25 protein-coding genes, 3 pseudogenes and 1 riboswitch are annotated in these 25,445 nt (G+C 25.8%); of the genes and pseudogenes, 12 read left to right on the forward strand and 16 right to left on the reverse strand.

Annotated elements, in window-relative coordinates; genetic code table 4:
* Nucleotides 1-8: 8 nt before the first annotated feature.
* From AAHM76_RS06580 to AAHM76_RS06600, 5 genes are all read right to left on the reverse strand, one after another.
* Complete coding sequence (locus tag AAHM76_RS06580) at nt 9-1,787, reverse strand: 1-deoxy-D-xylulose-5-phosphate synthase (RefSeq protein WP_342255853.1); 1,779 nt, start codon at nt 1,785-1,787, stop codon at nt 9-11.
* Between the two features lie 13 nt (nt 1,788-1,800).
* Nucleotides 1,801-2,475: a hypothetical protein gene (locus tag AAHM76_RS06585; RefSeq protein WP_342255854.1), complete on the reverse strand. Its 675-nt coding sequence runs from the start codon at nt 2,473-2,475 to the stop codon at nt 1,801-1,803.
* 6 nt (nt 2,476-2,481) lie between these two features.
* Complete coding sequence (xseB, locus tag AAHM76_RS06590) at nt 2,482-2,703, reverse strand: exodeoxyribonuclease VII small subunit (protein ID WP_342255855.1); 222 nt, start codon at nt 2,701-2,703, stop codon at nt 2,482-2,484.
* On the reverse strand, nt 2,693-3,985 hold the full coding sequence (xseA, locus tag AAHM76_RS06595; RefSeq protein WP_342255856.1) for an exodeoxyribonuclease VII large subunit: 1,293 nt from the start codon (nt 3,983-3,985) through the stop codon (nt 2,693-2,695). Before xseA ends, xseB begins: the two co-directional genes overlap by 11 nt.
* Before the next feature lie 108 nt (nt 3,986-4,093).
* Nucleotides 4,094-4,957 carry a formate/nitrite transporter family protein gene (locus tag AAHM76_RS06600; RefSeq protein ID WP_342255857.1) on the reverse strand — a complete coding sequence of 288 codons (864 nt, stop codon included), beginning with the start codon at nt 4,955-4,957 and terminating at the stop codon, nt 4,094-4,096.
* A 385-nt stretch (nt 4,958-5,342) separates the two neighbouring features.
* On the opposite strand from AAHM76_RS06600, the gene AAHM76_RS06605 reads away from it, so the two are divergent.
* Complete coding sequence (locus AAHM76_RS06605; protein ID WP_342255858.1) at nt 5,343-5,603, forward strand: hypothetical protein; 261 nt, start codon at nt 5,343-5,345, stop codon at nt 5,601-5,603.
* Nucleotides 5,604-5,672: 69 nt separating this feature from the next.
* Here AAHM76_RS06605 and groL read toward each other — a convergent pair whose 3' ends face one another.
* The 5 genes and pseudogenes from groL to AAHM76_RS06630 all read right to left on the reverse strand — a co-directional run bounded on the left by groL (nt 5,673) and on the right by AAHM76_RS06630 (nt 9,831).
* A complete protein-coding gene (gene groL / locus AAHM76_RS06610) occupies nt 5,673-7,286 on the reverse strand; it encodes a chaperonin GroEL (protein WP_342255859.1) in 1,614 nt (537 codons plus the stop codon).
* Nucleotides 7,287-7,308: 22 nt separating this feature from the next.
* Entirely contained in the window at nt 7,309-7,584 is a 276-nt protein-coding gene (locus AAHM76_RS06615; RefSeq protein ID WP_342255860.1) for a hypothetical protein, read from the reverse strand.
* Between the two features lie 132 nt (nt 7,585-7,716).
* On the reverse strand, nt 7,717-8,136 hold the full coding sequence (locus tag AAHM76_RS06620; protein WP_342255861.1) for a hypothetical protein: 420 nt from the start codon (nt 8,134-8,136) through the stop codon (nt 7,717-7,719).
* Nucleotides 8,137-8,151: 15 nt separating this feature from the next.
* Nucleotides 8,152-9,263 (reverse strand): annotated as a pseudogene (locus AAHM76_RS06625) (IS3 family transposase).
* Between the two features lie 373 nt (nt 9,264-9,636).
* Nucleotides 9,637-9,831 (reverse strand): hypothetical protein, encoded by a 195-nt coding sequence (locus AAHM76_RS06630; protein WP_342255862.1) that lies wholly within the window; start codon nt 9,829-9,831, stop codon nt 9,637-9,639.
* A gap of 466 nt (nt 9,832-10,297) precedes the next feature.
* On the opposite strand from AAHM76_RS06630, the gene AAHM76_RS06635 reads away from it, so the two are divergent.
* Both AAHM76_RS06635 and AAHM76_RS06640 read left to right on the forward strand, forming a co-directional pair.
* Nucleotides 10,298-10,690 (forward strand): IS1/IS1595 family N-terminal zinc-binding domain-containing protein, encoded by a 393-nt coding sequence (locus tag AAHM76_RS06635; RefSeq protein WP_342255863.1) that lies wholly within the window; start codon nt 10,298-10,300, stop codon nt 10,688-10,690.
* Between the two features lie 6 nt (nt 10,691-10,696).
* On the forward strand, nt 10,697-11,257 hold the full coding sequence (locus AAHM76_RS06640) for a transposase (RefSeq protein WP_342255864.1): 561 nt from the start codon (nt 10,697-10,699) through the stop codon (nt 11,255-11,257).
* Between the two features lie 174 nt (nt 11,258-11,431).
* Here the strand turns inward: AAHM76_RS06640 and AAHM76_RS06645 are convergent, their stop codons facing one another.
* The gene (locus AAHM76_RS06645) at nt 11,432-12,832 is read right to left on the reverse strand and encodes a BMP family ABC transporter substrate-binding protein (RefSeq protein ID WP_342255865.1); all 1,401 of its coding nucleotides are present in this window, start codon (nt 12,830-12,832) and stop codon (nt 11,432-11,434) included.
* Nucleotides 12,833-12,915: 83 nt separating this feature from the next.
* Nucleotides 12,916-13,014: riboswitch (purine riboswitch) on the reverse strand.
* Between the two features lie 487 nt (nt 13,015-13,501).
* On the opposite strand from AAHM76_RS06645, the gene AAHM76_RS08665 reads away from it, so the two are divergent.
* The 5 genes from AAHM76_RS08665 to AAHM76_RS06665 all read left to right on the forward strand — a co-directional run bounded on the left by AAHM76_RS08665 (nt 13,502) and on the right by AAHM76_RS06665 (nt 16,826).
* The gene (locus tag AAHM76_RS08665) at nt 13,502-13,687 is read left to right on the forward strand and encodes an IS1/IS1595 family N-terminal zinc-binding domain-containing protein (RefSeq protein WP_425289484.1); all 186 of its coding nucleotides are present in this window, start codon (nt 13,502-13,504) and stop codon (nt 13,685-13,687) included.
* Nucleotides 13,666-14,322 carry a transposase gene (locus AAHM76_RS06650; protein WP_342255866.1) on the forward strand — a complete coding sequence of 219 codons (657 nt, stop codon included), beginning with the start codon at nt 13,666-13,668 and terminating at the stop codon, nt 14,320-14,322. Before AAHM76_RS08665 ends, AAHM76_RS06650 begins: the two co-directional genes overlap by 22 nt.
* 388 nt (nt 14,323-14,710) lie before the next feature.
* Entirely contained in the window at nt 14,711-15,790 is a 1,080-nt protein-coding gene (gene ispG / locus AAHM76_RS06655; protein ID WP_342256857.1) for a flavodoxin-dependent (E)-4-hydroxy-3-methylbut-2-enyl-diphosphate synthase, read from the forward strand.
* A 76-nt stretch (nt 15,791-15,866) separates the two neighbouring features.
* Nucleotides 15,867-16,409, forward strand: a complete 543-nt coding sequence (locus AAHM76_RS06660; RefSeq protein ID WP_342255867.1) for an IS1/IS1595 family N-terminal zinc-binding domain-containing protein — start codon at nt 15,867-15,869, stop codon at nt 16,407-16,409.
* A 156-nt stretch (nt 16,410-16,565) separates the two neighbouring features.
* Nucleotides 16,566-16,826 (forward strand): hypothetical protein, encoded by a 261-nt coding sequence (locus tag AAHM76_RS06665; RefSeq protein ID WP_342255868.1) that lies wholly within the window; start codon nt 16,566-16,568, stop codon nt 16,824-16,826.
* 344 nt (nt 16,827-17,170) lie between these two features.
* Here AAHM76_RS06665 and AAHM76_RS06670 read toward each other — a convergent pair whose 3' ends face one another.
* Both AAHM76_RS06670 and AAHM76_RS06675 read right to left on the reverse strand, forming a co-directional pair.
* Complete coding sequence (locus tag AAHM76_RS06670; RefSeq protein ID WP_342255869.1) at nt 17,171-17,644, reverse strand: dual specificity protein phosphatase; 474 nt, start codon at nt 17,642-17,644, stop codon at nt 17,171-17,173.
* 2 nt (nt 17,645-17,646) lie between these two features.
* Complete coding sequence (locus AAHM76_RS06675; protein WP_342255870.1) at nt 17,647-18,573, reverse strand: deoxyribonuclease IV; 927 nt, start codon at nt 18,571-18,573, stop codon at nt 17,647-17,649.
* Nucleotides 18,574-18,656: 83 nt separating this feature from the next.
* Here AAHM76_RS06675 and AAHM76_RS06680 point away from each other — a divergent pair, with 83 nt between their 5' ends.
* From AAHM76_RS06680 to AAHM76_RS06690, 3 genes and pseudogenes are all read left to right on the forward strand, one after another.
* Nucleotides 18,657-18,788 (forward strand): hypothetical protein, encoded by a 132-nt coding sequence (locus AAHM76_RS06680; RefSeq protein ID WP_342255871.1) that lies wholly within the window; start codon nt 18,657-18,659, stop codon nt 18,786-18,788.
* A gap of 52 nt (nt 18,789-18,840) precedes the next feature.
* Nucleotides 18,841-19,953 (forward strand): annotated as a pseudogene (locus AAHM76_RS06685) (IS3 family transposase).
* Between the two features lie 691 nt (nt 19,954-20,644).
* Nucleotides 20,645-20,863, forward strand: coding sequence for a hypothetical protein (locus tag AAHM76_RS06690; protein ID WP_342255872.1), 219 nt, complete (start codon nt 20,645-20,647; stop codon nt 20,861-20,863).
* Here AAHM76_RS06690 and AAHM76_RS06695 read toward each other — a convergent pair.
* A complete protein-coding gene (locus AAHM76_RS06695) occupies nt 20,860-22,146 on the reverse strand; it encodes a YitT family protein (RefSeq protein WP_342255873.1) in 1,287 nt (428 codons plus the stop codon). The genes AAHM76_RS06690 and AAHM76_RS06695 overlap by 4 nt on opposite strands.
* Before the next feature lie 115 nt (nt 22,147-22,261).
* On the reverse strand, nt 22,262-23,800 hold the full coding sequence (fib, locus tag AAHM76_RS06700) for a cytoskeletal motor fibril protein Fib (protein ID WP_342255874.1): 1,539 nt from the start codon (nt 23,798-23,800) through the stop codon (nt 22,262-22,264).
* A gap of 255 nt (nt 23,801-24,055) precedes the next feature.
* On the opposite strand from fib, the gene AAHM76_RS06705 reads away from it, so the two are divergent.
* Nucleotides 24,056-24,232, forward strand: a complete 177-nt coding sequence (locus tag AAHM76_RS06705) for a hypothetical protein (protein WP_342255875.1) — start codon at nt 24,056-24,058, stop codon at nt 24,230-24,232.
* Between the two features lie 80 nt (nt 24,233-24,312).
* Here the strand turns inward: AAHM76_RS06705 and AAHM76_RS06710 are convergent.
* Nucleotides 24,313-25,424, reverse strand: a pseudogene (locus AAHM76_RS06710) (IS3 family transposase).
* Between the last annotated feature and the right edge of the window lie 21 nt (nt 25,425-25,445).

A 25,445-nucleotide genomic window follows, 5' to 3' on the forward strand; every position in this document is an offset into this window, starting at 1 on the left:
GATATTTCTTAATTAATTAAGTTTCTTAAAATTTCTTCAAGATTATTCATCTCTTTTTTAATTAAACCATTTTCATAACCATAATGTGAAATTGTTGCATTATGATTAATTAATAAATCAATAATCTTCGCATATAAACCAGTTTCTTTAATAACTTCTTCAAAAATAATAATTTTTTGGTATTTTTCCATGTTAATTTGTTTTAACATTTCTCTATCAACTGGATTAATAAAGCGAGCATTAATAACATTAATTTTTTTTGTGTCTAATTTTGTGATAACTATTTTTGTTTTAATTACATTATTCCCATATGTTATTAATAAAATTCGGGCTTTAGGATGTTTAATAACATATTCTCACTGTCCAACTGAGAATGGTACTGACAAAACTTGCTGCGTAATTCCACCTTTTGGGTAACGAATAAAAAAAGGATCTTTTTTATTAATTAAAGCTAACTTTAATAACTGGTCAAACTCACCACTAGTTGCTGGTTGACTAATAATTGGTAAATCACCCATACTATTTAAAAACCCAATATCATAAATTCCATGGTGACTATCCCCATCCGCAAGTGCTAAACTAGCTCGGTCAATCAAAAAAACAACTGGTAAATGATTACGAACAACATCATGTAAAATTTGATCATAAGTTCGTTGTAAAAAACTAGCATACATATTCACAATTACTTTTTGATGGTCTAAAGCAAAACCGGCAGCTAAGGTGACGGCGTGTTCTTCTGCTAAACCAACATCTAAACAATATTGCGGATTTTGAAGTATAAATTCTTCTAAATGAACTGAAGCTTGCATTGCGGCGGAAATAAAATAAAATTTTTCTGATGCTGTTTGAAATACTTTTCCCAACTTTTTTGCAACATAATAACTTCATTCATTATGTTTATTATCAGTTAAACTATAAGAATGATATTTTTCTTGTTCTGCTTGGGTTAACCCATAACCATAACCTTTTTTTGTTTTAATATGAAGAACTACACTTGCATTTTGTTTTTTTGCTTGGCGAAAACTTTTTGCTAATTTACGAAAATTATGGCCATCCACTGTCCCAATATAATCTAAATTAAAACCAGCAAATAACGGTGGAATTACAAAACTACGAATAATTTTTTCAACTAATAGATGCCCTAATCATAATAATGTTAATGGGGGAATATAACGTAAAACTTTTGCAACTTTACTAGCACTACGATATAGTCATCCACTTCGGACTTTACTAACTGTTGTATGTAAAATATTAACATTTTTGGAAATACTCATTCCATTATCATTTAAAATAACAATAATTTTATTGGAAATTGTTCCTAAATAAGTTAAAGCTTCTAAAGTTAAGCCATTAGTAAATGCTGCATCCCCAATCACACAAATAATATTATTATATTTTTGATTATAACTATAAGCAATCGCTGTGGATAAACCAGTTCCCGCATGGCCATTAGAAAGATGATCATATTTACTCTCGTTAATATGTTGAAAAGCCGCTAAGCCATCAGGTAAGCGAATCGTTGAAAAATGTGTTTTACGATCAGCTAAAATTTTATAAGCATAAGTTTGATGACCAGTATCAAAAATAATAAAATCATTATTGTCAATGTCAAAAGTTTTTAATAAACTAATTGTTAATTCAACTGTCCCTAAATTACTAGCTAAATGTCCCCCATTTTTGGTAACTGTTTCAATAATAAGACGGCGAACATCCGCTGCTAATTCAATTAAAGCTTTTGTTTTTAAATTTTTTAAATCAGTATAATGCTGATAATCTTGTAATTTCATCTTTTAACCCCACTTAATACTTTTGTAAAAAATAATTAATTTGTTGAACAAAATTATTGAAATATAATGGTGTAATTTTTCCAATCAAATAATGACAATAAGCTGTTACATCTAATTTTATTTTATAAATTTCAACATTACTGCTATCCTTTAATAACTTTCTCATTACTGTTAAATTAATTAAAAAAACAAGATAATAACCATAATTAAAATATAATTCATGATTTGGAAGGTTAACAAAAGGTTGATAAAAAACATTAGCAATAAAATTATAAAGTAAATTAAAATTATAATACATCTTAATTTTTGAATTTGTAATGTCATTATTCGCAAAAATTGTTTCCTCATAATTATCATCGAGGTAATTAACAAAAATTTTGCTTTTTAATTCCTTAATTATTTTTAAAATTTGTTCTTGTTCACGCTTTACGCCAGTATGACGAATATATTGCATATGATAATAAATTAAAACTAATTTAATTAAAATAATACTATCAAAATATTCTTGCTCATCTAAATTATTTAATCGTAATAAATAAACAAAATTTTTAATTAAAATATCTTTTTCATCAAAAGTTTTAAAATCTTTTAAAATCACCCGACTTAATTTTAACTCATGCAATTTTTTTCAAATTTTAATATTATTTTTTTTAACTCAGCCACTACGTTCAAAAATTTGCCCTGCCATAATAAATTATTCTTCATCAACTTTAAAATCAGTTGGGTTATTATCCTTAACAATTTTAGTGACTTTATCTTTAATATCTTGTAATTTAGTTTCCGCTAATTTTGTTAATTTAATGCCCGTTTCAAAAGCATCAATTGCTTGATCTAATGGCAATTGATTATTTTCTAAATCATTAATAATTTGCTTTAATTGTTCTAAAATTTGTTCAAATGATTTATTATTTGTCATTTTTTTCACCATCCTTATTAATTGCTTGTACAATTGATTGAATAATTCCATCTTGCACACGTGTCATTATTATATCATTATTCTGAACATCATTGGTCGCTGATATCACATTTTTATTTTCATTGTAAGTAATACTATAACCACGAGTTAATGTTTTTAAAGGGCTTAATAAGTCTAATTTACTTATTAAATTATTTTTATCATGTTCAATTGTTAAAATTTGTTGTTGAATTGTTCTTACTAATGTTTGATAATAATTTTGAATTATATTTTTATTTGCTATAAAGAATGTTTCTTGTAAAACATTAAACTGCTTTAATAATAATTGATAAGAATGCTTAGATTGTGTATATAATACTCGGGGCCTTGTTAAAACATAACTATTTTTTAATTCGCTTAGTTTATCTTCTGTCTTATCAACTTTGCCTTTAATAAGATTAATTAAATGACGGCATTGTTGTTGCAAATAATTAACTAATTCTTTCTGATCGGGTGTTGCTAATTCAGCCGCCGCAGTTGGTGTTGGTGCTCGTAAATCACTAACAAAATCAGCTAAGGTAAAATCAATTTCATGACCAACAGCCGAAATAACTGGGATAGTTGCTTGATAAATTGCCTCGACAACTTCAAGTTCATTAAAAGCTCATAAATCTTCAGTATTGCCCCCACCACGACCAACAATTAATGTATCAAGATGCGGAGCAAATGCCTGTGCTGCCTTAATTTTTGCTCGAATATCATGTTTTGCTTCACTTCCTTGCACTAAACTTGGAAATAAATAAATGTTTGCTTGGGGAAAACGGCGATGAATTGTAGTAATAATATCACGAATCGCAGCACCAGTTGGAGCTGTTATTACACCAATATTATTTGGAAAACGTGGAATTGGTTTTTTTAAAGATTGATCAAACCAACCTTTTTTACTTAATTCTTGTTTTAATGCTTCATATTTTAAAAACAAAGTACCAACACCTTGTAAAGATAAAGTAACTACTTGTAAACTATATGTTCCTTGCCGCTCATATACCTTAATAGAACCTGTTGCAATAATTTTTAAGCCTTCTTTTAATTTAAATTGTAAGTTTTTTGCATTAAATGCAAACATAATTGCCCGAATTTGGGCTTTTTCATCTTTGATTGTAAAATAAACATGTCCCGATGAGTGATTTGTAATATTAGAAATTTCTCCTTGTAAAGAAATATTAATTAGATTTGGTTCTTGTTCAATTATTGTTTTTAAATAATAATTAATTTCACTAACTGTATAAATATTTTTACTCATTTGCCCCTCCATTATCAATATCTTCCAATTAATAATATCATTGAAACAATAAAATAATTAAAAAAGAAATGTTATTAAAGTAACAACATTTCTTTTTTTCAAAAGCAATTAAAGTGTTAATTTTTCTTTTACATCTTTTCGATAAATAAAATAATATAAAAATGGTAAGAAAATTCCTCCACTTAAGAAATTTCCAATTAAAGTTGGTAATTGAACATTGTAAGCAAATTTTCCAAAATCTGTTCAACCACCACTTGTCCCAAAAATTTTTAAAAATGGTTGTAAAAATCATAAATATGAATTAGCAACTACATGCGAAAATCCAGAAATTGCAAAAGCCATAATAATTAAATTTACAACAAAGAATTTAGCAACGGCCGTTTTAGTTGTATGTGCAGCATAAATAGAACCAGCAACTAAAAAGTTACATAAAATGGCACTCCCAAAGTTTTCTCATCATTTGTGTTCTAATTTTCCATTAATTAAGATTACCGCATTATTATAAAAATCAGTTTCAGAATTAGGAGTATGATTTAAAAAACCACCTCACGCTGTTAAACCAGCCATCACTAAACAACCAAGGAAATTACCACTTAAAACAATAAATAAATTACTAACAAATCTTCCAACATTTAATTGTTTTTTAAAAACAACAATTAATGCTAAAGAATTTGATGTAAACATCTCTCCCCCAAGAAAAACAATCATTGTAATTGCAACAGTAAAGACAAGACCCAATACTAAACTTTTTAAGCCAATTGGGATATTATCTCAATTTCCCTTTATTGCCGTAATTGCAGCAATATAACCAAATCCAATAAATAAACCAGCAGCTAAACCCATTAAAAAGGTTTTATAAAATGGACTATTTCCTTTTTTTAACGCATACTTATAAATATTTACAAAACTATCTTCATTGCTATAACTATCGGAATTATCTACTTTTTCTTCTTTTTTAATTTCGTCACTCATTTTTTCTCCTCTTTTTCACATTTTATTTCTCTATAAATAATACTTTATTATTCTATCATAAAAAATAAAAACCTAGATATAATCTAAGTTTAAAATAATTAATAACCAGTATTTTTAAATAGTAAACTTTTTAATGCCATATATCTGACAATAATTGTTTTTATCATCCACCATATCAAACAAGACCCGGAATTTTTAAAATATAAAAGTTCGGTAATACAAAAGGCAAATAACATAAATCATTCTCATTTTCTTACAAATCGTTTTTATTTTATTAACCTAAGACAAATGTTTTACAATTTCATTATAAAAAAATTGATATAATTTACATGTTAAGGTAATTAATGAATGATAAATTTTATAACTTAGAAAGGATCAAAAAACTATGTTATTTTTAGCAAATATAACAAAATCACAAGAAATTTGAAACAAAATTATTTCAATTGGAATGCCATCAACAATTGCTGTTATCGTAATTATTTTATTATGTTTAATTATTAAATATCTTAAAATTAAACGAATTATTTATACAATTATTTTATTAGTAATTATTTCTTTAATTTGTATTGCAATTTGATATTTTAAAGACGATATCTTAGGAATTGTTTCAGAATATATTAAAATTGAGAACATAAAAACATTATAAATCTAATAAAATGAAAATAAATTTATAAAAAAACTGATTTTAATCAGTCTTTTTATAATGTTTCTTTAATTAAATTCCTAAGTCAGGATAACTTGGTGCTTTTGGTTGTTTGTCTTCAACATTATTTACTACAACAGCTTCCGTTGTTAACAACAAAGCGCTAACACTACCAGCATGTTGTAAAGCATAACGTGTTACTTTAACTGGATCAACAATTCCTGCCTCAATCATATTTTCTCATATATTTGTTGCAGCATTATAACCAAAATTGTCACTTTGTTCTTTTAATTTATTAACAATAATTGAACCATCAACACCAGCATTAGCAGAAATTTGACGAACTGGTTCTTCAATTGCTCGTAACACAATATTTAATCCTAATTTTTCTTCATCATTTAATTTTAAATTTCCTAATTTTTTCCCAACTTGTACTAATGCCGTTCCACCACCAGCAACAATGCCTTCTTCAACAGCAGCTTTAGTTGAATTTAAGGCATCTTCAATTCGTAATTTTTTCTCTTTCATTTCTATTTCAGTTGGTGCACCAACTTTAATGATTCCAACACCATTAGCAAGTTTAGCTAATCTTTTTTTCAATTTATCTTGCTCAAATGTTGATTTTTCATTTTTGATTTGATTACGAATAAATTCTTTACGATCTTCAATTTCTGCACGTGTTGCTTTTCCTTCAATAATTGTTGTTGTATCTTTTGAAACAATTACTTTTTTTGCAGTTCCTAAATCATCTAAAGTTAAAGTTTTGAAATCCATTCCTAAATCACCATTAACAAATTTACCTTTTACTAGCATAGCAATATCTTCCAATAAATCTTTACGGTTGTTCCCAAATTCCGGCGCTTTAACAACACAAATATTAAAAGCACCACGCATTTTGTTTAGTAATAATGTTGGTAAAACATCACCATCAACATCATCAGCAATAATTAATAATGGACGTCCTTCTTCAACAATTTTTTCTAAAATTGGTAGAATTTCTTTCATATTACTAATTTTTTTATCAGTAATTAAAATATATGGATTTTCAAATTCTGTTAACATTTTTTCACTATCAGTTACCATGTATTGTGATAAATATCCCTTATCAAATTGTAATCCTTCAGTAACACTTGTTTCAGTATTGATTGTTTTTGATTCTTCAATCGTAATAACCCCATCATTACCAACTTTAGCCATAATTTCAGCAATTAAGGCACCAATTTCAGGATCTTTTGAACTAACACTCGCAACTTGTGCAATTTCTTCTTTTGACTTAATTTCTTTTGCTGATTGTTTTAATAAATCCACAATTGCTTTAACTGTTTTTTCAATTCCATTACGAATAGCTACAGCATTTGCACCAGCAGTAATATTTTTTAATCCTTCTTTAACAATCGCTTGAGTTAAAACAATTGCCGTTGTTGTTCCATCGCCGGCAACATCATTTGTTTTATTAGCAACTTCAGCAACTAACTTAGCTCCCATATTTTCAAAATGATTGCTTAATTCAATTTCCTTTGAAATTGTAACACCATCATTTGTAATTAATGGTGAACCATAAGTTTTTTCTAATAAAACATATTTTCCTTTTGGTCCTAAAGTTACTTTTACTGCATCAGTTAATTTATTAATTCCATTAAGTAATTTCATTCTTGCTTCTTCAGCAAATTTAATTGATTTTGACATAATTTTTATTCCCCCTTTAATTTTATTCTTCAATCACGCCTAAAATATCTTCATTAGAAATTAAAACTAATTTTTTATTATTAAATTCAATTTCAGTTCCGGCATATTCGCGATAAAGAACTTTATTATTTATTTTTCCTTCAAAGGTCTCACCTTTACTAACTTCAGTACTAATTGCAATTATTTTTCCAATATGGCTTTTGTTTTTTTCGCCTTCTGGTAAATAAATTCCATTAATAAATGTTTCTTTTTTTTCTTCTTTCTCTAAGACAATATTTTTTCCTAGTGGTTTAATCATATAACATTCCTCCTTATTAACATGACTATTAGCAAATGGCATATGTAACTGCCAATAATATATTTAACAAATTTTATTAAAAAATGCAAGTATTTTTATAGCAATATAAATTAACTTTTTGATAATTTTATTTTAATGAACCATTTCATCTTCATCATATCTAATATTAGTTGAAAGATACTCAGATAAGATTCTTTTTTCACATTTTCCATGATAAGTTTCTCAAACAATAATGTCTGGTAATACTTTTGCAACAATTCGTATACGATGTTTTTTGTCACTATTATTTCAAATCGCATCAATTTTATTTCAATTATTTCAGATCAAATTAGCGAATGATGACATATATTTTAATCTTCTAATTCTTCCATCAATGGAAACATTTCTTGCTTCAGAAAATATCTCTGCAATAAAAAAATTAATAAAGTCTTCTTTTGTTTGTACAATAGTATGATAAATAATGATTTGAGTTCATAATATTGGTCGAAATGAAGCATATAAAATTTTAGTATTTGTAAAAATAATTTCTGATGATGTTTGGAATGGCAACACTTTTTAGGACACTTTTTATATAGACATTTGTTTTCTAAAAGTAACTGGAGATAAATAATTTAAACTGCCATGAATTCTAATATTGTTATATCAATGCACAAAATCAAAAAGTTCGTATTTTAATTGTGTTAAATTTTTAAATTTTTTACCCTTAATAAATTCAGTTTTAAAAGTTTTGTAAGTTGTTTCAGCCACAGCATTATCATAAGGGCAGCCTTTATTGCTTAATGATCTTTTAATATTAAAAGTTATTAAAATTTCATCAATGATTTTATTTTTAAACTCATTACCACGATCAGTATGAAATAGAGTTATTTGATTTAATGGTCGTGTTATTTTATGAAAAGCTTACTGGACCAGTTCGGCTGTTTTATTCGGCCCAGCACTATAACCAATTATTTCACGATTAAACAAGTCAATTAATAAACAAATATAATGTCATTTAGCGCCAACTTGAACATATGTTAAATCACTAACAATAACTTCATTAGGTTTTTTGTTGTTAAATTGACGATTTAAAATATTATTAATTTGGTCATTATTGACTGTTGTTTTATGATTATGATATTTTAATTTGGTGTATTTAGAAACCAAATTATTTTTGATCATAAAGAATCTGATTTTTCGCCGCGATAAGATGATATCTTTTCTGTTTAAAATAACTTTAATTTTGCGAGCCCCATAAATTTTGCGACTTTTATTAAAGGCACTGATAATTTCTTGTTCATAATTATTAACTTGCTTGTTAATACATTTATTAGTTTGATAATAATACGTTGATTTTGATAAAACCAAAATCTTACATATTTTTCTTACTGAATATTTTGTTTTGTTGTTATTAATTATTGTTATTTTTTGGCCATTATCAGTGCGGCTTGCTTTAAAATGTCATTTTCCATTTTCAAGTCTTTAAGTTCTTTTCGTAAAGTTATTATTTCATTTTCTTCTAGTGTGCGATTGTCTTTTGCTTTAAATGAACCAGAATTATTATAATTTTTAACTCAACTATAAATAGTTGGTTTTGGTAAATTATATTCTTGCCCTAGATTAATAACACTTTTACCATTTTTATATAGCATGACAATTTGTTTTTTAAATTCTTCAGAGTATGAAGTTTTATTTCCCATTTTTATATTCCTTCTTTCTTAATAATTTTATCTAATTTTGAAGTATATATAATTATGGTCCTAATAATTGTAGCCTATCCAAATGACATTTCTTATATACAATATTTCCTTTATATTGCATTAATGTTTTTCCTAACACAGGACATTTAAAATTTTGAATTGATGTCACTAAATTTCCTCCCTTAAACAAAAAAAGACATCCAATAAGCAAACACAAAAGATTATTTAATCTTTCATATAAACTTGTTAGATGTCTAGCATTTAAAACAATATTTACTATAAAGTTTTACAATATAAGTATAACACCAAAATATTTCAAATAAAATTATCTAATTCCTTAAAATTTTTTACTTTTTCTTTTAACATCTCTATCCTAGATCTTATTTCATTCATCACTTTTAAAATCAAACTCGTCATTTTTAGTGCTGATAATCTGCATTAATAATTTTACTAGTTTTTCTCAGTCATTTGATTCAGCAATAAGAACACGAATTCTAACTTCTAATTCACTAATTTTTTGCTTTGCATCACTAAATAATTTATTTTCATTTCTTTTTTGTTCACTCATTTTTTTATCCTCCAATGGATTTAATTTTTAATATTATTTATATAAGGTTAATAAATCACTAATCGTAAAAACAACTCCTGGATATTCAATAATTTGTTTGTTTGCTAACGTTATATTAAAATTAACTTGGATAAAAAATTGACGTTTTGCTGAATTAAATGTTTTATCTTGGTCGTATAAAGAAAATAATGGTTTTTATTTTTAAATGTTATTTAGTTCAATAAATTAAAAAGGTATTTTTTTCTTGTTTGTCTAAAACCCTTATTTTCTTTATACGACCTTTTTTGTTCACTAACTTCAAATTTTTTATCATAATTAGAATCATTATCTGCTGAATTAAAAAAATGTTTATTTAAATTATTAATTATTTTCATCTTATTATTCCTTTAATTTTGTAGAAAACTCTTGATATTTATAAAATATACCTAAAATTAGGTATATTTTTAATATAAGAGGTGAATAATTAATGGAAAAAATAATTGAAGAATTAATAAATAGTTTAACAGATGATCAATTTTTAGAATTTCACGAAAAAGTCAAAAAAGAAGCAGAATTAATTAAAAAACAAAAACGCTTAAATGAAATTGAACAAAAATTTAGGGATAAAGGTATTAAATGTCCTAATTGTCAATCTTTTTATTGTGTTAAAAATGGTCATAATACTGAAGGAAAACAAAAATATTTATGCAAAAAATTTCGTGCTAGTTTTGATGCTTTTCGTGATCATTTTACGTATTGAAGTCATTTAAAATATGAACAGTGAAATTTATTGATTCAAATTTCATTATTAGGACAATCTAGTAAAATGATTTCCCGCTTTATTAAAACATCACCGAAAACCGCTTGATATAATCGCTAAAAAATAATGAAATCAAAACAATTAGAAAACACCCAATTAAAATTTAAAACGTTAAATGGCCAAATTCAAATCGATGAAACATTTATTAAAGAAATCCACAAAGGTAATTTTAAAGATAAATTTGATAAAAGAAAAATTCATCTTGATTCATTTTCAACCAACACTAAATGTTGTATTCAAATGGCTGTTGATAGCAATAATAATATTTATGTTAAATCAACCAACACAAAACGATTACAAAAACAGTTAATTATTGAAAATATTAATAAACAATTAATCAAAGAAAATTCAATTATTATTTCTGACATGCAACCATTATATTTATTAGTAGCAAAACAAACAAATTCTATTTTATTAGCAACTAAAACTAGTACAAATCCTGATGTTAGTTATCGGAAGTTAAATAAAATTAGTAAATTACAATCAAATCTTAAAGAATCCTTAATTCATTATCATGAGTTAGGTTTCACGAACATTCAAAATTATTTAAATCACTGAAAATGAAAATACCAGCATAAAGGTTTAACGCCAAACCAACAATCATCGGTATTATATTTTAACGTATAAAAAAGTTAAATAACAATATTAAAAGTTTATATAATTTTCTTTTAAAGTTATCATATTGATGATTTTTTTTATTTCATCAAGAGTTTTCTACAAAATTAAAATATTATTCTACTTTCTTATTTGTAAATAACTACTTGCAATAATTTTTTAGTTGATGAATAAGCCTTAAGAAAATTATAACACCTTTTCAATTGCTGCTAATAAATATGCTTTTAATTTTGTTTGTGTTTCATATGTATTTTGTAAAGTATTTGTAAAATTTTGTGCGGAAATTGGGGAATGATTATCAATTCCACTTTTGTAAGCATATTGTAATATTTTTACTATCTTATCAAACAAAGTATCTTTGCTATGATCATCAGTTGTATTATGTAAAAAATCAACTAAATCTTGTTTAACTCATTTTGTTGTTTCAATCCCTGTCCAACTTGGATGTTCAAGAGAAGTTTGGTCAGTATTAATTCAACAATTACTTGTTTGTTTTGCCTCATCTCATATATTATTTTGTGAATCATAACCACATTGTGCTGAATAAATATTTTTTAATGCATCAAAAGTTGAAGCGGCAATTTGTTTTAAAGCACTATTCACAACATAATTTTCGCCATAAATTTTAGATTGTTCGGTATCAACACCAACTATTTTAGCATTTACTTTGTTAACTTTAATTTGATTAATTGTATCTTGAGCTTGTGCACCAGCAACAGGAAAAATAATTCGAGCGCCACGAGCTAATAATTCATCACTAATAATTTTGCCATCTCCAGCTTGAAATGATTGTGAAAATCATGATTCATTCTGTTTTAAAACATTTTGCACTTTAACAATTGATTCTAAACTTGTTATTTCTTGATTAATATTTTGGACTTGTTTTAATATATTATGTTTTATATTATTTCATTTACTATTTACTGAAGAATTAATAATAGTATTAAATAAATCAATTCCAACTAAAAAACCTCACATATAATTTGAAACGGCAACTGGATTATCCATCCCACCATAACTACCAACTTTTAATTGCCCATTATATTCGTTTTGATGCGCATTTAAATAAATACTTGTTGCTAAACTCGCATAAAATCCAGAAGCTTCAGCTTGATAAGTAATTCCAATAATATTTTTTGCTAATGGTGCCTTCTGGTCCATATTAAGATGAATGTTTTGACTACTTCCATCAATATAAATAATATTATCAACTAAGCCTGCTGCTCAGCCAATGGTATTGCCATGGTTGAAACCAGGTAAAACTAGTGTTTTTGCTCCTGCAATTGAAGATGTAATATAAGCATTTTTATAATCACCAGGAGTTTGACTAACTGTTTCAAAGTAACTTGCTCATCAGTTTGAACTTTTTCAATTTTGTGGTGGGACAATCTGATTTTTTTGTGCAAAAACATATTTACTTGCCCCTTCTCATGCGGATTGATTAAAAGCAAGATCATTTATAGTTCCCCCATCAGTAATAACCCAAATACTATTATCAAAATTATACTTTTTTACACAAGCAAAAACACTGCTCGCTGAAGTTCCAATGATACTTATCATCATAAAACTTTGTAAAATTCGTTGCATATTTTTTGCTCCTTTTTTACTTAATGTTTGTAAAAACAAAAAGATCAACCTGGTACTCATTAAAATGAATGGTTAATGTTTAAAAAGCAAAAGCATTAACCTATAGCGTCTTTTCCAATGGTAAGACGTAGAAACACTAGACCATATTACTAGTATATACAGGTATATTATTTATTTTTATACTTATATCATAACTTCTTTTTTATCAAAAAGCAATTAAAATAAAAAAACAACCCGGGTGAGATTGTTTTTTAGGGTATCCATGAAGTATAAGATAATATAATACAAAGTATGGTCATATTGATAGGGCTAAACTTGTGCTGTTTATTATTAATTTAATAAAAGTACAATTCTTATACCTTCCTAGACATCTATTATTATATAGTTCAAAAAATAAAATTCAATAATATTTAAATAAATTTTTAGATTTTTTTAAATTTGTTATTTAATTTTGCAGAAAACTCTTGATATTTATAAAATATACCTAAAATTAGGTATATTCTTAATATAAGAGGTGAATAATTAATGGAAAAAATAATTGAATAATTAATAAATAGTTTAACAGATGATCAATTTTTAGAATTTCATGAAAAAGTCAAAAAAGAAGCATAATTAATTAAAAAACAAAAACGCTTAAATGAAATTGATCAAAAATTTAGGGATAAAGGTATTAAATGTCCTAATTGTCAATCTTTTTATTGTGTTAAAAATGGTCATAATCCTGAAGGAAAACAAAAATATTTATGCAAAAAATTTCGTGCTAGTTTTGATGCTTTTCGTGATCATTTTACGTATTGAAGTCATTTAAAATATGAACAGTGAAATGAAATTTATTGATTCAAATTTCATTATTAGGCCAATCTAGTAAAATGATTTCCCGCTTTATTAAAACATCACCGAAAACCGCTTGATATAATCGCCAAAAAATAATGAAATCAAAACAATTAGAAAACACCCAATTAAAATTTAAAATGTTAAATGGCAAAATTCAAATCGATGAAACATTTATTAAAGAAATCCACAAAGGTAATTTTAAAGATAAATTTGATAAAAGAAAAATTTATCTTGATTCATTTTCAACCAACACTAAATGTTGTATTCAAATGGCTGTTGATAGCAATAATAATATTTATGTTAAATCAACCAACACAAAACGATTACAAAAACAGTGAATTATTGAAAATATTAATAAACAATTAATCAAAGAAAATTCAATTATTATTTCTGACATGCAACCATTATATTTATTAGTAGCAAAACAAACAAATTCTATTTTATTAGCAACTAAAACTAGTACAAATCCTGATGCTAGTTATCGGAAGTTAAATAAAATTAGTAAATTACAATCAAATCTTAAAGAATCCTTAATTCATTATCATGGCTTAGGTTTCACGAACATTCAAAATTATTTAAATCTCTGAAAATGAAAATACCAGCATAAAGGTTTAACGCCAAACCAACAATCATCGGTATTATATTTTAACGTATAAAAAAGTTAAATAACAATATTAAAAGTTTATATAATTTTCTTTTAAAGTTATCATATTGATGATTTTTTTTATTTCATCAAGAGTTTTCTACAACATTAAAAAATTTGTTGTACTTTATACTACAATTTACATTTTATAACAAAATTGAAATAAAATTAAAACAAAATAGCGTAAATAATGAAAAACTAATTTTAGTCTTGTATTTCTTTGTATTTAGTCGTATGATTATCTTGAAATTATTTTAAAGGATTTAGGTAACAATTTTGTAATAAATAAAGTACTGGGTTGTTTATTAGTGGAATTTTAACTCCCCTACTGGCGTTTATAATTTCCCCCACCATTTACGATAACATGCAAAAAAGATTAAAAAGATAAGGACGTGAAAAAAATGAATAAACGAAATAATACGCGAAAAGTAATGGTTGGTAATGTTCAAATTGGCGGACAAAATAAAGTTGTTATTCAATCAATGACTAATACAAAAACACACGATGTTGAAGCTACTTTAGCGCAAATCAATCAACTATATCAAGAAGGTTGTGAAATTGTTCGAATTGCTGTTTTAGGAAAAGATGACGCTGCTGTCTTAAAAACAATTGTTGAATGTTCTCCTTGTCCATTAGTTGCAGACATCCATTTTAATTATGAATTTGCTTTAATTGCTGCTGATGCTGGTATTAGTAAAATTAGAATTAATCCAGGAAACATTGGGAGTATTGAAAATACAAAAAAAGTTGTCGAAAAATGTCTTGAAAAAAAGATTCCAATCCGAATTGGAGTTAATTCTGGTAGTTTGCCATTAGATCTTGTTAATAAATATGGTTGAACTCCTAAAGCAATGATTGAAAGTGCCCATCGTCATATTGAAATTTTAGAACATCTTGGTTTTTATGATATTATTTTATCTTTAAAAGCAACCGAACCATTAATGGCAATTGAAGCTTATACCTTAGCTAGTCAAGAATGAAATTATCCCCTTCATTTAGGAATTACTGAAGCTGGTAGTCATCATACAGGAACAATTAAATCATGTAGTGGTTTGTCACCTCTTCTTTTTAATGGTATTGGTGATACGATCCGAATTAGTTTATCAACTGATCCAATAGCGGAGGTTGAAGTTGCTAAGCGGATGTTAAATTCACTAGGACTTTATGATAACATTGTTGATGTAATTGCTTGCCCAACATGTGGTCGTTTAGAATATGACCTTTTCCCCGTTGTAAAAGAATTAGAAGAATATACAAAAGATTTAAAAATTCCATTAAAAATTGCCATTTTAGGTTGTGTTGTTAATGGCCCGGGAGAAGCTAAACAAGCTGATTTAGGAATTGCTGGTGGTAAAAATGGTGGAATTATTTTTAAAAAAGGTAAAATTTATAAATCATGTAAACAAGAAGATCTTGTTCCAGAATTAAAAATATTAATTGATAAATATTATCAAGAATGACAACAAAAAAACATTCTTTAATTTTGTAGAAAACTCTTGATATTTATAAAATATACCTAAAATTAGGTATATTTTTAATATAAGAGGTGAATAATTAATGGAAAAAATAATTGAAGAATTAATAAATAGTTTAACAGATGATCAATTTTTAGAATTTCATGAAAAAGTCAAAAAAGAAGCAGAATTAATTAAAAAACAAAAACGCTTAAATGAAATTGACCAAAAATTTAGGGATAAAGGTATTAAATGTCCTAATTGTCAATCTTTTTATTGTGTTAAAAATGGTCATAATCCTGAAGGAAAACAAAAATATTTATGCAAAAAATGTCGTGCTAGTTTTGATGCTTTTCGTAATCATTTTACGTATTGAAGTCATTTAAAATATGAACAGTGAAATTTATTGATTCAAATTTCATTATTAGGCCAATCTAGTAAAATGATTTCCCACTTTATTAAAACATCACCGAAAACCGCTTGATATAATCGCCAAAAAATAATGAAATCAAAACAATTAGAAAACACCCAATTAAAATTTAAAACGTTAAATGGCCAAATTAAAATCGATGAAACATTTATTAAAGAAATCCACAAAGGTAATTTTAAAGATAAATTTGATAAAAAAAAAATTCATCTTGATTAATTTTCAACCAACACTAAATGTTGTATTCAAATGGCTGTTGATAGCAATAATAATATTTATGTTAAATCAACCAACATAAAACGATTACAAAAACAGTGAATTATTGAAAATATTAATAAACAATTAATCAAATAAAATTCAATTATTATTTCTGACATGCAACCATTATATTTATTAGTAGCAAAACAAACAAATTCTATTTTATTAGCAACTAAAACTATTACAAATCCTGATGCTAGTTATCGGAAGTTAAATAAAATTAGTAAATTACAATCAAATCTTAAAGAATTCTTAATTCATTATCATGGCTTAGGTTTCACAAACATCCAAAATTATTTAAATCTCTGAAAATGAAAATACCAGCATAAAGGTTTAACGCTAAACCAACAATCATCGATATTATATTTTAACGTATAAAAAAGTTAAATAACAATATTAAAAGTTTATATAATTTTCTTTTAAAGTTATCATATTGATGATTTTTTTTATTTCATCAAGAGTTTTCTACAAAATTAAAAAAAACATTCAACAATAATAAAACCTTTTATGATAAAATAAAAAGTGGAAATAAAATAGAGGTGAATGATATGAATATGTGTTGTCCCGCAAAAACCATGATTGTTTTTCGTGTCGTACTTGTAGTAAACCAAAGGTTGGTTGTCGTTCTTGCTTAATTTGTATTTCTTGTACAGATTGTGTTAATAAAAAATGTGAGTGTTGTAAAAATAAACGTTAAAAAACTAGGTAATTACCTAGTTTTTTTAATTCGAAATTAAGTGGCTATATGGAAACTCATTTAGTAAAAAATCAAATCAACCTGGATTTGGATTGATATAGGGATAAATTCGTTCAAATTGTTCCAAAGCACTATCAAAGTCATCATGATTAATATATCCTTTTGCTACTAAATACATAAAAACAATTGATGCACTACGGTTAATTCCTCAAACACAATGAACATAAATTTTTTTATTTTTAATATTATTATCAATAATCTTTAATGCTTGAATTACAATATTAGGATCTAATTCTTGTAATGTTGGATAATCCTTAAAATTAAAATAAACATGTTTGTCATCAATTCAAAGATATTCTTGATTATCATTATTAATATTATATTTTTGAATTTGTTCACGATAAATTTCTTCAGCACAACTAATTACTAACATAGCATCTTGTGAAACACTATTACGATCACCAAGATACAAATTATCGATAATTTTCTTTGCGGACATTTTTATTCTCCTAAATCTATTTTTATTTTACCATTTTGTTGAAATGGGTCAGTAAAATGTTTTGCCTTAATCATTGCAATTTCATCCTTATAAGGAGCAAACGCATGATTGTTTTCTCCCACATATGGTGTTTCTAAAATCTTAATCATCCCATCTAATTTAGGATGATAAATTATTTTTAAAAGGGTTTCAAATCCCAAGTAACCATAACCAATGTTTTCGTGCCGATCCTTATGGGCATTTAAAGGATTTTTACTGTCATTAATATGTAAACATAATAACCGGTTTAAACCAATTAATTGCTCAAATTCTATAATAATATCATCTAATGCTTCTGTCAAGCGATAACCAACATCATGCATATGACAAGTATCTCAACAGATTCCTAATTTATCATTTAATTTAACATTATCAATAATATATTTTAGTTGTGCAAAATTTGTTCCTAATTCGCTCCCCTTACCAGCCATTGTTTCTAAAGCAATTTTTGTTTTTTGATTAGGTGTTAAAACTAAATTTAATCCTTCAATAATGCGATCTAACCCAACTTGTTCTGGTGCTCCAACTGCGCTTCCGGGATGTAAAACAATTGTTTTAATTCCAATTTCATCAGCACGAGTAATTTCTTTTTTTAAAAACTCAACAGCTATTTCAAAAGTACTAGGATTAGTTGTGTTTGCTAAATTAATAATATAAGGAGCATGAATAATAATATTATTAATATCAAAATGATGTTCTTTTAATTGTTGATAAAATTCTGGAATAAAAAATTGCTCAGTACTAACGCGAATAGTATTTTGGGGTGGTCCTGTATAAATCATCATTGCATTAGCATTATTATTTAAACTTTCATTTAAGGCACCAAGCAAATAATTTTGTTGCTTGTTCATACTAACATGACTTCCTATAATTAAATTATAATCTTTCATTTTAAGGTCTTCCTTTTTTTCTAATTAATTTCATAATATCATATATAAGATAAGAAAAATAACTTATTTATGAAAAGATCAAAATGATTAACGAAAAAAACATTGAAAAAATTAAACTAACAATTAATCAAATTTACCAAAAAATTATTACTAAAAAGAATGATAAAATTGTAGCTTGGCAAGAAATGGATAGGCTACAATTATTAGGGCCATAATTATATAGACTTCAAAATTAGATAAAATTATTAAGAAAGAAGGAATATAAAAATGGGAAATAAAACTTCATACTCTGAAGAATTTAAAAAACAAATTGTCATGCTATATAAAAATGGTAAAAGTGTTATTAATCTAGGGAAAGAATATAATTTACCAAAACCAACTATTTATAGTTGAGTTAAAAATTATAATAATTCTGGTTCATTTAAAGCAAAAGACAATCGCACACTAGAAGAAAATGAAATAATAACTTTACGAAAAGAACTTAAAGACTTGGAAATGGAAAATGACATTTTAAAGCAAGCCGCACTGATAATGGCCAAAAAATAACAATAATTAATAACAACAAAACAAAATATTCAGTAAGAAAAATATGTAAGATTTTGGGTTTTATCAAAATCAACGTATTATTATCAAACTAATAAATGTATTAACAAGCAAGTTAATAATTATGAACAAGAAATTATCAGTGCCTTTAATAAAAGTCGCAAAATTTATGGGGCTCGCAAAATTAAAGTTATTTTAAACAGAAAAGATATCATCTTATCGCGGAGAAAAATCAGATTCTTTATGATCAAAAATAATTTGGTTTCTAAATACACCAAATTAAAATATCATAATCATAAAACAACAGTCAATAATGACCAAATTAATAATATTTTAAATCGTCAATTTAACAACAAAAAACCTAATGAAGTTATTGTTAGTGATTTAACATATGTTCAAGTTGGCGCTAAATGACATTATATTTGTTTATTAATTGACTTGTTTAATCGTGAAATAATTGGTTATAGTGCTGGGCCGAATAAAACAGCCGAACTGGTCCAACAATATTTTCATAAAATAACACGACCATTAAATCAAATAACTCTATTTCATACTGATCGTGGTAATGAGTTTAAAAATAAAATCATTGATGAAATTTTAATAACTTTTAATATTAAAAGATCATTAAGCAATAAAGGCTGCCCTTATGATAATGCTGTGGCTGAAACAACTTACAAAACTTTTAAAACTGAATTTATTAAGGGTAAAAAATTTAAAAATTTAACACAATTAAAATACGAACTTTTTGATTTTGTGCATTGATATAACAATATTCGAATTCATGGCAGTTTAAATTATTTATCTCCAGTTACTTTTAGAAAACAAATGTATATATAAAAAGTGTCCTAAAAAGTGTTGCCATTCCAGAATTAATTTATTATGCTTGTTAAGTTTAATTTTTAATTTTTTGTTAACAATTTTTAATTTTGTTGCAGCATATAACCTACATTTTACTATGCGGAAAGACGTCTTCTTGCCCCTTGGTATTGTTTTTTTACTAATAACTTTAATAAATTTTATCTTATTAATTTTTGTTAAAAAACGTCAGAAAACATTAATTAATCAACTTTAAATTAATTTAAATAAAATATTATTATTCAATACCTATAATGATATCTTTAAAACTATTTTTAAAACATTAACAATTAATGATATTAGTTCTCAATGAACAATTACACCAAATAATCTGCCACACTTATCTGATTTTAAAGTAAATAATAATATTATCATTTGCCAATATCACAGTTATAATTTTAACTTTGGTTCTATTAATCAAGCAACAAGTACGGTTGTTGATAATCTTCAACCAAATTTAATTTCAAAACCTTATAACCTTCAATATTATCGTTATTTATTTTTAACAATAACTGTACCTTCTCTTAATCACCAAAATTTTGAAATTACGCGAAAAAATAAATATCAAAAAAATAACTTAATTTTTTATAACTTTTTTTGATATGACCAAACTAATGCGGATTTAACATTAACTCTTAAAAATATTATTCTAGAAAATATGACAACAACAAAAATGATTCCAAATATTAAAGTAACCAACCAGACATGATCATTCCAATTAGCAACTAGTTCAATAAATCATAGTAAAGATAATTATAATAGTTTATTAAATATTAGAATTAGTTTAAATGAAAAAGTCATGTTAAAAAATATTTTACTAATGCTAAAACATGACTATGAAATATTACAAAAAGGGTTTGTTTGATTAAATTTAATTGCACAAAAAGATTAATACTTATCTACTTTATAATTAGAAATAAGTTTGTCTAGTTTATGAGATAAAATTTTAGCTTCTGGATCGGAAACAATAATCGCAGCCTTAATTTTATTATATTCTAAAACTGAGGTGGAAACAATAATCACTTCATTATTAATATCATTGCCTTCATAATGATCACGTGCTGGCAAACGAATAATATCATTAGGATAATGAACATATTGTAACCCTGAGACAATAGCATCTGCTTTTGAAGTAATAACCATTAAACTACGATATTTAAATTTCGGGAAGATAATATCAATTGTAATTGCTTGTACTACGACAAATAAATATGAAGCAAATAAGGCAGGACCAAAGAAATATTTAATTTTATGACTAGTGAAATCACTACCATATAAACCACCATCATCAATTTTAAAGCCAAGGCGTTGAATTTGATCAATATGTGCTGCTCAGTCTTTTCCAAAATAAATACTTGTTAATTCACTGTGGCTTAATAATGTTGTGTTAATTGCTAACATTACAACAATAATAATATAATTAACAATTTGATTATAATTAGCAATTGAAATTTTCTTCTTGGCTGAATAATAAGCAAAAACAAAATCAGTTCCAGCTGTTGATGCCCCCCCCTTATAAACTAAGCCATAAGCAATTCCATTTAAAATCCCTGCTACCGCCGCAAAAACGAATAATCAAATCTGGTAAATTCCACCATAATTACTAAAAATATTTAAACTACTATAATTAACAATAAAAAATAATTCTTGCGGATTAATAACCGGGATATAAGCAAATACAAAGTGAAAACCATTTTGCAAACCAATATAAACAATTGTGCGAAGAGAAAAACGAAGCCCAACTTTAATGACCCCAAAAATAAATAATGGGATATTAAACACAAAATAAAAAACTCAGTACATACTTGTTTGCATTTGTAACTGATCTTGGTTTGGTCAAATTCCAACAGCAATTCCGCGGGCAATCCCTCCAATTCCACTTGGAGTAATCCCATTACTTGTTGTTGCTGCAATAAAGTAATCATAACTAGCCATTCCTAAAAAAGCAGCAAAAATAATATAAGCATAATCAGGGAATAAACGTGATTTAAAATAAGCTTTAAAACGTAAATTAAATTCTTTTCGTGAAATCCGTTTACGACTACGGGTTTTTTTTTCCGTTGTTTTTTCTTTCGGATAAAAATCTGATGGTTTGTTTTTAACAATATCAGGGCTAACTCCAGTGTTGTTACTATCTCCTTCTGCTGTTAATCTTTTTTCTTCTTCGTTAACCATTTTTCGTTATTCCATGCCTTTTCTTAACCTTAATTATTACTAATAAGTATAACATCATTTAAAAAATAAAAAACAACCAAAAGGTTGTTTTTTAATAAAATTAATTAATTATTAATTATTCACTTTTTAAACGAATTGTAACTTTGAATGAACCAACTTTGATTGGATCATAATCATTTCTTGTAATATCAACTACAGTATAATCTCGTTGTAACTTTTGGTTTAAAGTTCCAAATTTAACACCTCTGTTTGTTCCTTTGTTTGAAGGAATAAACACTGGAATTTTTCGATAATCTAATGCTGGAATTGTCATATAAACAACAATTTGTTGATATGGTGAGTCAACATCTTTCAATGATTCATTTAAGTATTTAACAAATTCATTACTTACTAATTGTGTTCCAAAGTTTTTATCTTCCACAAATTCATGTGATTGATTATGGGTAATGTAAAACGAAACTTTTGCATCACAATTTACTAATAAGTATTTTTGTTGTACTGTTGCACCATTATATGTATATGATGATTTATCTTGACATTTTTCAGCAATTGCTGCAGCAATTTCATTTGCAACTGTTTCAATTTTATATAATTTTTCATTATTTAAATCATATTTTGCTGATTTATTTCATAATAATTCATCATCATTAACACGAACTTGTTCTAAAAATAATAATTTACGTAATCATTTTTTAGGAGCATTTTTTCATTCATCCTCCCCTAAAATTACTTTACTTAGTCCTTCTGCTTCTTTTGTTTTTGAACGCATTACTTGAATAATGTCTAATGCAACAGGAGTTTTTTCTTGTTTATCAACTAACATTAATGAAGGCCCAAACCCCGATAATACTTTATGTGTATTTGGTTTGAATAATTTAATTCATTGATCATGTTTAATTTCAAATAATTCATTAATTGAATCTAAATCATCTTGTGAAGATTGTGATAAATCAATAATATAATTTGAACTTAATAAGTTAAATAATCTTCTTAATAAATATTTTAATGTATTAACTGTTTCATACATTTTGAATTTATGAATTGGATCATTATCTCATGGTGATAATGCATTATTATAAATAATTTTTAAAGCAATATAATTAATACTTGATTTTTTAGCAACTTGTGCAATTGCCCCTGCTTCAGTATCAATTACATCAATAGTATGCCCATATTTATCAACCATTTCCTTAAATTGTTTTGAGTTATAAATCAACATATCTGCTGTTCCAGTAACTCCTTCTGTTAACCCTAATTTAAAGTCTTTAACAACTTTAACAAATTCACCATCGAATTGGAATGATTCAGGTTCATTAACAATTTGTCCATATTTAATATCTTTAAAAACTGTTAAGTCAGCATCACGATAAATAAATTTTGTTGAGATTGTTGTGTCTCCTGTGTCATGCTTATCGTTTGTTGACAATGCTAAGTCTACATTTAAAATTGTTTGTAAACCAGGATATTTTTCTAATAAGTAAGTAATTGCCATTGCAGCATTTGCTTTACCATATCCTACTGTTGCTATAATGAAAGTTTTTCCATGGTATTTAACATGTTGAATTACACAGTTCTTTCACCAATATTTTTTTACTGTTTTAATACTGTGCTTATCTTTCATCGTGAAATATGCTGTTGAAATTACGCCGATCATTTATTTTCCACCTCTATTTTCATATTTAATTTCCAAAAATTGTTTATTTTTAGTGCATATTACTATAATTAATATTTGATTATATGCAAAATACAACCATTACTATTGTATCGTATTTTATCTTAATTATCAATGACAAATATTAAAATGTTTAAAATTGTTAAAATTATAATAATTTTTTTGTTTTTAATTTTTAAAATTGTAAACTGTAATATGAAGTGCAACAAATCAACTCAGAAAGGAGTTGATTTGTTAATGGAAAGAAAACATTATTTTACTTTGCGGTCTTTAGTAACTAAGTATGGAAAAGATAATGTTATTAATTTAGGAATTATTGCTTGAATTGGTTTATCAATTTATCAAAAAATCCGCCAAATTCAAGGGAAGAAAAAAGATAAAAAAGAAATTAAAAGTAAGGAGGATAAGGAATAATGTTGGGTATGTATTTAACAACAGCTGTTAATTTTCTAGCTGCAGATACTCTGGAATGGCAACACTTTTTAGGACACTTTTTATATAGACATTTTTTTTCTAAAAGTAACTGGAGATAAATAATTTAAACTGCCATGAATTCGAATATTGTTATATCAATGCACAAAATCAAAAAGTTCGTATTTTAATTGTGTTAAATTTTTAAATTTTTTACCCTTAATAAATTCAGTTTTAAAAGTTTTGTAAGTTGTTTCAGCCACAGCATTATCATAAGGGCAGCCTTTATTGCTTAATGATCTTTTAATATTAAAAGTTATTAAAATTTCATCAATGATTTTATTTTTAAACTAATTACCACGATCAGTATGAAATAGAGTTATTTGATTTAATGGTCGTGTTATTTTATGAAAAGCTTGTTGGACCAGTTCGGCTGTTTTATTCAGCCCAGCACTATAACCAATTATTTCACGATTAAACAAGTCAATTAATAAACAAATATAATGTCATTTAGCGCCAACTTGAACATATGTTAAATCACTAACAATAACTTCATTAGGTTTTTTGTTGTTAAATTGACGATTTAAAATATTATTAATTTGGTCATTATTGACTGTTGTTTTATGATTATGATATTTTAATTTGGTGTATTTAGAAACCAAATTATTTTTGATCATAAATAATCTGATTTTTCTCCGCGATAAGATGATATCTTTTCTATTTAAAATAACTTTAATTTTGCGAGCCCCATAAATTTTGCGATTTTTATTAAAGGAACTGATAATTTCTTGTTCATAATTATTAACTTGCTTGTTAATACATTTATTAGTTTGATAATAATACGTTGATTTTGATAAACCCAAAATCTTACATATTTTTTCTTACTGAATATTTTGTTTTGTTGTTATTAATTATTGTTATTTTTTGGCCATTATCAGTGCGGCTTGCTTTAAAATGTCATTTTCCATTTTCAAGTCTTTAAGTTCTTTTCGTAAAGTTATTATTTCATTTTCTTATAGTGTGCGATTGTCTTTTTTTTAAATGAACCAGAATTATTATAATTTTTAACTCAACTATAAATAGTTGGTTTTGGTAAATTATATTCTTGCCCTAGATTAATAACAATTTTACCATTTTTATATAGCATGACAATTTGTTTTTTAAATTCTTCAGAGTATGAAGTTTTATTTCCCATTTTTATATTCCTTCTTTCTTA

The organism is Spiroplasma endosymbiont of Poecilobothrus nobilitatus, assembly GCF_964030655.1.
Taxonomy (GTDB): Bacteria; Bacillota_I; Bacilli_A; order Mycoplasmatales; family Mycoplasmataceae; genus Spiroplasma.